Origin of the sequence: Gilliamella sp. Occ4-3, assembly GCF_001690675.1 — a bacterium.
Lineage (GTDB): Bacteria > Pseudomonadota > Gammaproteobacteria > Enterobacterales > Orbaceae > Gilliamella > Gilliamella bombi.
Genome location: NZ_LZHR01000103.1, coordinates 52,833 through 62,214 on the forward strand (window position 1 = coordinate 52,833; position 9,382 = coordinate 62,214).

4 protein-coding genes and 1 other RNA gene are annotated in these 9,382 nt (G+C 38.3%); 3 read left to right on the forward strand and 2 right to left on the reverse strand.

Annotated features, from left to right (window positions below):
- Window positions 1-357 precede the first annotated feature (357 nt).
- Window positions 358-4,260 carry a phosphoribosylformylglycinamidine synthase gene (gene purL / locus A9G44_RS10205; protein WP_065610848.1) on the forward strand — a complete coding sequence of 1,301 codons (3,903 nt, stop codon included), beginning with the start codon at window positions 358-360 and terminating at the stop codon, window positions 4,258-4,260.
- 55 nt (window positions 4,261-4,315) lie between these two features.
- Here the strand turns inward: purL and A9G44_RS10210 are convergent, their stop codons facing one another.
- Window positions 4,316-5,401 carry a 3-deoxy-7-phosphoheptulonate synthase gene (locus tag A9G44_RS10210; RefSeq protein ID WP_065610850.1) on the reverse strand — a complete coding sequence of 362 codons (1,086 nt, stop codon included), beginning with the start codon at window positions 5,399-5,401 and terminating at the stop codon, window positions 4,316-4,318.
- Window positions 5,402-5,799: 398 nt separating this feature from the next.
- Between A9G44_RS10210 and A9G44_RS14125 the strand changes: the two genes are divergently transcribed.
- The gene (locus A9G44_RS14125; RefSeq protein ID WP_081296688.1) at window positions 5,800-5,946 is read left to right on the forward strand and encodes an NAD(P)-dependent oxidoreductase; all 147 of its coding nucleotides are present in this window, start codon (window positions 5,800-5,802) and stop codon (window positions 5,944-5,946) included.
- Window positions 5,947-6,265: 319 nt separating this feature from the next.
- Window positions 6,266-6,630: a transfer-messenger RNA gene (ssrA, locus tag A9G44_RS10215) on the forward strand.
- A gap of 643 nt (window positions 6,631-7,273) precedes the next feature.
- Here ssrA and A9G44_RS10220 read toward each other — a convergent pair.
- Window positions 7,274-8,821 (reverse strand): hypothetical protein, encoded by a 1,548-nt coding sequence (locus A9G44_RS10220; RefSeq protein ID WP_065610852.1) that lies wholly within the window; start codon window positions 8,819-8,821, stop codon window positions 7,274-7,276.
- Between the last annotated feature and the right edge of the window lie 561 nt (window positions 8,822-9,382).

Consider the following 9,382-nt stretch of genomic DNA (forward strand, 5'->3'; position numbering starts at 1 on the left):
TACTAAAAACGCTTAAATAGAAAAATTCAATAAAATCAATACTCTACCTGAATGATTTTAGAGTAAAAAACTTTTTCATAATACTGCAAGGTCAATATACCTACCTTATTCCTGTATCAAAATATCCTAACCCTCATACTTAATTCATTTCACTTACCAAAATAGATCCAATTCTTAGTAAAAAAGAATTATATATCATAATGATTTTATTTTTCTTTTTGGTTATTTCTTTTGGTTAAAAAACAGAATTTTTATCTATCTCCTGATTAACTGTATTTAATATAGCCACATCGTGCGCTTTCTTTTATAATATTGTCTTATTTCTTCTCTATTTTTAGCTTAAAAAGAGTAATTTTTATGAAAATTTTAGCTGGCTGCTCTGCGTTATCTCCATTTCGTATTAGTAAAATCTTATCTGCTTGTTGTAAGAAATCTATCCCTGTTATCAATATTGAAGCCCAATACCTGCATTTTGTTGATTTGGCAGGCGAATTGACGGCTGAACAACAGTTAACGTTAGATAAATTATTACAATACGGTCCAAAAAATACACAAATCAATGTTAAACAAACGGCTAGCAAGCAACTCTTTTTAGTGGCGCCAAGAGTGGGAACGATTTCGCCTTGGTCATCAAAAGCAACTGATATTGTACATAATTGCGGTTTACCACAGATTCGCCGTATTGAGAGGGGGATTGCTTATTATGTACAAGTAAGTTCAGAATTAACCGATTGTCAAAAAAACGATTTTATAGCATTAATTCATGATCGCATGATGGAAGCAGTCTTTAGCCATGTTGATCAAGCCGAGCAGTTATTTCATGTTGAATCACCTGCGCCAGTGACAACCATTGATTTATTAGGTCAAGGTCGTGCTGCATTAGATGAGGCTAATCTTAAATTAGGTTTGGCGTTAGCATCTGATGAGATTGATTATTTAGTTGAGAACTTTAAAAAACTAAATCGTAATCCTACTGATATTGAACTTTATATGTTTGCACAAGCCAATTCCGAACATTGTCGTCACAAAATTTTTAATGCCGATTGGGTTATTGATGGGGTAAAGCAGCCTAAATCACTGTTTAAGATGATCAAAAATACTTTTGAACACACTCCTGATTATGTTTCGTCCGCTTATAAGGATAATGCCGCAGTGATGGACGGTTCAATCGTTGGGCGCTTTTTTGCGGATAATGAGAATAAAACCTACTGCTATCATCAAGAATATGCAGATATTTTAATGAAAGTTGAAACACATAATCATCCAACAGCAATATCACCTTGGCCGGGTGCGGCAACGGGCAGTGGAGGTGAGATTCGTGATGAAGGTGCAACTGGTCGAGGTGCTAAACCTAAAGCTGGTTTAGTAGGGTTTTCAGTTTCTAATTTACGTATTCCTAATTTTGAACAACCTTGGGAGCAAAATTTTGGTAAGCCTGATCGCATTGTGAGCGCCTTTGATATTATGATGGATGGCCCTTTAGGTGGTGCGGCGTTTAATAATGAATTTGGGCGTCCGGCTTTGTTAGGGTATTTCCGTACTTATGAAGAAAAGGTTAATAGCCATAATGGCGAGGAGCTTCGAGGTTATCATAAACCGATTATGTTAGCTGGTGGTATGGGTAATATTCGCCGTGAACATATCCAAAAAGGTGAGTTTCCAGCTGGCTCTAAACTGATTGTTTTAGGTGGTCCTGCTATGAATATTGGCTTAGGTGGTGGGGCGGCTTCGTCTATGGCGTCGGGTCAGTCTGATGCTGATTTGGATTTTGCTTCTGTTCAGCGTGATAATCCTGAAATGGAGCGCCGTTGTCAGGAAGTTATCGATCGCTGTTGGCAACTTGGTGAAGATAATCCTATCTTATTTATTCATGATGTTGGTGCTGGAGGTTTGTCTAATGCAATGCCTGAACTTGTTAGCGATGGTGGGTGTGGTGGTCAGTTTGAGCTTCGTAAAATACTTAGCGATGAACCAGGTATGTCACCACTAGAAGTTTGGTGTAATGAATCACAAGAACGTTATGTGCTTGCGATTCATCCCGATAAATTGGCATTATTTACTGAACTTTGTCAGCGTGAGCGTGCACCTTATGCGGTGATTGGTCAGGCAACCGCCAATAAGGCGGTTACCTTGCATGATGAGCATTTTAATAATCATCCCATCGATTTGCCATTAGATGTGCTACTTGGTAAAACGCCTAAAATGCAACGTGATGTTAAAACTCACCAAGCACATGGTGATAATTTTTCAACTTCTGAAATTAATTTATATGATGCGGTCAAACGCATTCTACATTTGCCAACCGTTGCCGAAAAGACCTTTTTAATTACCATTGGCGATCGTTCAGTGACGGGTATGGTTGCTCGTGATCAAATGGTCGGGCCTTGGCAAGTACCGGTTGCTGATTGTGCTGTGACTACTGCAAGTTTGGATAGTTATTATGGTGAAGCTATGTCAATTGGTGAACGTGCGCCAGTTGCGTTACTTAATTTTGCCGCATCAGCAAGGCTTGCAGTTGGTGAGGCAATTACTAATATTGCCGCAACCAATATCGGTAATATCAAACGGATTAAGCTTTCAGCTAACTGGATGGCAGCGGCAGGACATCCGGGCGAAGATGCTGGTCTTTATGAGGCCGTTAAAGCTATTGGTGAAGAGTTATGCCCAGCTTTAGGGCTTGCTATTCCTGTTGGTAAAGATTCGATGTCCATGAAAACGACATGGCAACAAGATGGTGAGCAACAAACCATGACTTCACCATTATCATTGGTGATTTCGGCATTTGCGCGTGTTGAAGATGTGCGTAAAACAGTGACACCACAATTGCGTACTGATCAGGATAATACTTTATTGTTGGTTGATTTATCGAAAGGCCATCAAGCACTAGGAGCCACCGCACTAGCCCAAGTGTATCGTCATTTAGGGCAAAAAACAGCGGATGTCCATGATCCTAAAGAGCTGCTTGCTTTTTATAATGCGATTCAGGCTTTAGTAAGCCAAAATGCTTTGCTTGCTTATCATGATCGTTCTGATGGTGGACTGTTTGTGACATTGGCCGAAATGGCTTTTGCTGGACATTGTGGTATTGATGTAGATATTGCCTCGTTAGGTCATGATGTGATTGCTTCGTTATTTAATGAAGAATTAGGCGCAGTTATTCAAGTAGCTAATAATCGTTTAGATGATGTGATGGCTTGCTTTAAGCAGTTTGGCTTATCCCATGCGGTTCATGTTCTTGGTAGTGCTAAAACTGGTCAACAAATTATTATGCGTGATAACTCGGCTACAGTATACAGTGAATCACGCTTAACCTTGAGAACATGGTGGGCGCAAACGACATGGCAAATGCAACGTTTACGTGATAATCCTGAATGTGCAGATCAAGAACATCAAGCTAAACAAAATGAAGATGATCCAGGATTAAATGTGCAGCTAACTTTTGATCTGCAAGCCGATATTGCTGCGCCTTATATTGCCAAAGGTACAAAACCTAAAGTGGCCATTTTGCGTGAACAAGGTGTTAACTCGCATGTCGAGATGGCAGCAGCATTTGATAGAGCAGGCTTTCAAGCAATCGATGTACATATGACAGATTTACTTTCTGGTCGAATTACACTTAGTCAATTTAGTACACTGGTTGCTTGTGGTGGCTTCTCTTATGGCGATGTTTTAGGAGCAGGTGAAGGTTGGGCTAAATCTATTTTATTTAATAAAAAAGTGCGTGATGAGTTTGAACGATTCTTCCATCGCAAAGATACTTTATCGTTAGGGGTTTGTAACGGTTGTCAGATGATGTCGAATCTTAAAGATCTAATTCCGGGAGCGGATTTGTGGCCTCGTTTTGTTCGTAATTCGTCAGAACGTTTTGAAGCCCGCTTTAGTTTAGTGCAAATTCAATCAAGCCCTTCGTTGCTATTTACTGATATGGCTGGTTCGCATATGCCAATTGCTGTTTCACATGGGGAAGGACGTGTTGAAGTGGGTGATGATGTTCATCTAAGCCGTTTAGAGGCATCAGGATTAATTGCCGTACGTTATATTGACCATTTTGGCAAAGTAACACAGCAATACCCTGCTAACCCAAATGGTTCGCCAAACGGTATTACTGCAGTGACATCTCAAGATGGGCGGGCAACTATTATGATGCCACATCCAGAACGGGTATTTAGAACAGTAACTAATTCATGGCATCCTGATAACTGGGGTGAAGATAGCCCTTGGATGAGAATATTCCATAATGCTCGTAAGCAATTAGGTTAAATAAAACAAAGATCGCCGACAATGGTGTCGGCGATATGTTTATCTGTTGAGTAGTTTAAGCAGTAACTGAGTGCTTTTGTCTTTCGATAAGTGGCTGCGCTAAAACGTGCTCCATTTTTCGTAATAGCTCGTCTGTTTCTTCCCAGTTAATACATGCGTCAGTCACAGATACGCCATATTTAAAGTTTTCTGGTAGTTGTTCGGAAGGCTGATTTCCTTCAAATAAGTTACTTTCAATCATTACACCAATAATTGAATTATTGCCTTTTTCTATTTGCTCGATAATGGAATTAGCAACAATAGGTTGATTTCTATAATCTTTATTTGAATTCGCATGGCTACAGTCAACCATTAAGTTAGGTAACAATCCTGCCTTTTTCATTTGTGTTTCGCACAATGCGACATTTTCAGCATCATAATTTGGTGTTTTACCGCCACGCAAAATAACATGGCCGTGTGGATTGCCAGTTGTTTGTAAAACCGTTACTTGCCCTTGTTGGTTAATTCCTACAAAACGATGAGGCATAGAGGCTGATTTCATGGCATTAATTGCAACATCTAAACTGCCATCAGTTCCATTTTTAAAACCAACAGGCATTGATAGGCCAGATGCCATTTCTCGATGCGTTTGTGATTCAGTAGTTCTTGCCCCGATTGCAGACCAACTAATTAAATCGCCAATGTATTGTGGTGTGTTGGGATCTAGTGCTTCAGTTGCAATAGGCAAGCCAATTTGAGTAATATCAAGCAGTAATTTACGGGCTTTTTTTAGTCCATGCTCAATATCAAATGAGCTATCCATGTGAGGATCGTTAATCATACCTTTCCAACCAACAGTGGTTCTTGGTTTTTCAAAATAAACACGCATGACAATAAATAAGTGATCCTTAACTTCGTCTGATAGTCTTTTTAATTTATGCGCATACTCAATTGCAGCAACAGGATCATGAATAGAGCAAGGACCACATACAATAAGTAAGCGGTGATCACGTCGTTCTAAGATATCCACAACAGTTTGGCGTGATAAGGCAATTTGATTTTCTAAATCATGAGAAAGAGGGTAAAGCTGTTTGATTTCTTCAGGTGTGATTAACATATGTTCGTCTCTGATTCGAACATTATTTAAAGTATCTTTTAACATTTTATTTTCCTTGTTAAAATCATTTATATTTTTATATGTAAAATAACAATTACACAAACAATTATTATGTAAACACAAAATTACATAATAGTAAATGGAATTTTTATTATTTATCCAATCATAATTTTTTTATGATTTGTTATTTAATTATAAATTTAGTTTAAAAAGTTAGTGTAATGATAATTTAAGCAAATATTGTAATATAATGTTTACATCTTTATAGCGGGTTTTTGATGGCTATTTTATGTTATGAAAGCATAATATTCTGCTGATGATAAGGCGTTATTTGGGTTATGTATATTTATTGAAAGTTTTAATGATTACTTTGATATTAAGTGACATAGCTGAAAAATATTTACGCTCTGCTACTTTACCAGCTAACTTAGCCGCATGATTATATATTTTTAGGCAATGTATTAAAACAAGCCAATTTTGTTGTTACCATTCTCCCATTAACCAAAAAAACTATTCAACTATTCACAAAAGAAAAATTAGCTTTAATGAGGCCTTCGGCAATACTTATTAATGATGCCTGTGAAAAATAGTTGATCAACAAGCGCCGCTTGAAGTACTAAAAATAAAACGAGCAAAGCCACAGGACTTGAGCATTTGAAATTGAGCCACTACCTACCAATTCCCCTTTTACGACAAACATTTATAATGTTTTATTATCACCTCAAGTCAGCTCTGCAATGGCTGAAATGTAATATGTGAAGGAAAAAATGTGCTGTTGATAATATCACGCAGCATTAAAAGATGAAAAATTTGCCGATAACTAGACCAACCTTGAAGCTAGCTAACTTGTATTCCATTTTGAATTCACCTATAATGCCTTAATATTGTTTTTAGTTACAATTCACAATTGGGGCTGATTCTGGATTCGACGGGATTTGCGAAACCCAAGGTGCATGCCGAGGTGCGGTAGGCCTCGTAAATAAACCGCAAAAAAATAGTCGCAAACGACGAAAACTACGCACTAGCAGCTTAATAACCTGTATAGAGCCTTCTCTCCCTAGCCTCCGCTCGTAGGACGGGGATAAAGAGGAGTCAAACCCAAACGAGATCGTGTGGAAGCCTTGCTTGGGGTGGAAGCATTAAACCTAATCAAGCTAGTCTATCAGTAGCGTGTTTGTTCGCAGCGGGTAGATGAAATTCAAAAACAAACTACGCATGTAGTACCGAGGATGTAGAGATTTCGGACGCGGGTTCAACTCCCGCCAGCTCCACCACCCACCAAGCAAAAATAATCAATAAAATAAATATGATATAAAATAATACTACTGTCTTTCTATACATAAAACCGACTTAAAACAGACTGTATCAGGACATAAAAATGCACGTGTATTTTTTCAAGAGTATTTTGTTGCTACATTATCAACAGCGACGACGATCACAATTACGTGTTCTATCAAACGCAGAAAACACTATATGATATCGCCGATTTTGTGATGCTACATGACGCTGTTGAGTATTGTAAGTTGAAGATTGATAGTGTGTTTTGTTAGTTTATTTTACTAATTATAATTAATTTCTTAAATGAATTCCCCCCAGTTTTATTAATTAAGATGGGGGAAAGGAATTTTATTTAAATTATTGAGTTGAAAGCACAAAGTTGTTTGCTAGTTAAGAAAACATTAATTGTAATAGTCTTTACTTAATCTGACTTTCAAGTTATTTTATAACACAAAAGGAGATTCAGAAATGAATCAAACAGCCAAAATCATAGGACTTTTAGAATTAAAGCACAATGCTCGCAGGCTTTGCCTGCTCAGCGCCCCAACTTGCGCTGGGGCTTTATTCTTTTTTATATTGTCCTCTCAGGCACCATAACCACCTTCCGCACCCGAAGGATCAAGAACTAAACGCTAAAAACTAAGGTGTGGTGCAAACAGCAGCGAAGGCGTAGGAAGAAGCGTCAATGCCGCCGACGGAGCCGCCGCTGCTCGAAACAAAGAAGCCATTGCTACCGATCTCGTCGCTTGTCCAGTTGGTGCCGTAGAAGAAGCCCGCACCGTAGTAGCCCAGGTAGCCCCACTCCGTGAAAAAACCTGCTCCTATATGACGCATGTAACCATTACCACTAGACGACGGCGTGGCACCTACTGCACCAGTACAAGGAGCGTAACTATTCATGCCCCAGCCAGAACAAATCGCATTGGTTAAATCCCTTACCCGTGACAAACTATAACCCAAACTATTACACCATGTGCTTTGATTAGAAAGGCTATCTTTTCGAAGTCCCCGAGTGACAAACCACTGCCTCAACTCAAATCCATACCTAACCTCATTACCTTGACTATCCTTACCAACCAACTCAAATGTCTGTGGCAAAGCAGGACGTCTAAGTGAACTTGGATTATCTGAATTCATCTGAGTACTATCAGCTTTAGGACCATTCAATGTTACCTGCGTGTTTGAGTAAACCCAATTCACCGTTGCTATTATATCACCACTACCACCATATGTGGTAACAGACCAACTCAACTGACTTGCATCTATCCCAACTATATCCAAATCAAAATACAATCCATCTGCACCTGTTGTTGGAAAATTTAAACCGTAAGATGATGGATTTGTTGACTGAACTAAAAAGCCCTTTGCTGGATTCCACATGCTAGGTGGACCTGCATAATCGCCTGTACCTTCATATAGATTTGGCCTGACCGCACAAATAACGGGCGGTGACGGTAAAGTGATATAATACTCCGCTGTTCCTCCACTAAAAGTACTACTTCTTGGCTCACCATACTGCGTAGCTAAATTCCCTCCAGTACTACTTAAAGTTACCTTATAAGGTGCATTACATATATCTAATGCATCACTACGATTAATGGTATTGCCATCTTTATCCGTTATTGCTAACGATATACTTCCTAATGCAGTAACTCCACCTGCTCCCTGTCCATCCCCATCATCATCGCCCCATTTACCTTGTGCCACTAAGTCATTTATATTTATTGAGTCACTTGATGGCGGAACTATCATTTCAATATCAGCAAAAGTATCCCCTACATTAGATAACTCGATTGGCGAGGTTGGTGATGAAGGATTATTTTGCGGTGTGAATGTTCGACCATCCGATAACTTAATACCTAATAAGTCCTCTATTTTAGTCACTTTAGTAACACCGCCATCAAAGGTTAAATAAGGTGCAGTACCGTGAATGCGCTTAAAAGTCGTGGCTGATAATGCCTGCGATTCTAAGGAGTACGGCAATAACAACAACGGCACTAATGCCAATGGGATTTTTAAAGATAGTTTTGTGGATAATTTCGATAATAATTCGAGAGATAATTTCGATGATATAAATGAGTTTCGTGCAAAAACTTGTCGAATAGGATTATTTGATAAATTTAAGACATAGGTTTGCCAGTGCTTGTGCCTTGTGCCTTGTGCCTTGTGCCTAAAATAATAATGCATTATGGTTTACCTGTCAAGTAATTATTTGTTTTATTTAGATTTTTATAATTATTTGCTTATTTAATAAGCTTGCTTTCCTATAACGGCGAAAGTATAGCCATTTATAAAATAGTTGGCTAGTTTTTTAGCGGACTTTTTTGTAAAGAAATGTAAAGATGAAAACGATTTGTCTTTATAGACAGGTGAATTTTCTAATTAAAATAAGCTGTTAGTTTTATAATTTTTTGTATTTTGCGGAATGATTAATATTGCTGATAACATCTAAAACACAAACACACCCAACAGCCAAGTTTGGCGTGCTAGCTTTATTTCGTTATCGGTATATTTTGATGCTGTGATAAGGCAGACTGATTAGCATTGTGGTGCTATAAGTGTGTTTTTTACTTTAAAATCGTTCAGGTGGACTATTGATTTTATTGAAATTTTTATTTTTAAATACCTGGATTCAAACATGAAGTGCAATTTTAAACACGGTGGAGTGAAGAAAGTAGAAAGGTGATTTATACTAGCACCTTCGCACCACCACAGTTTGGAGATTGCTATGTATTATAATCACCTTTC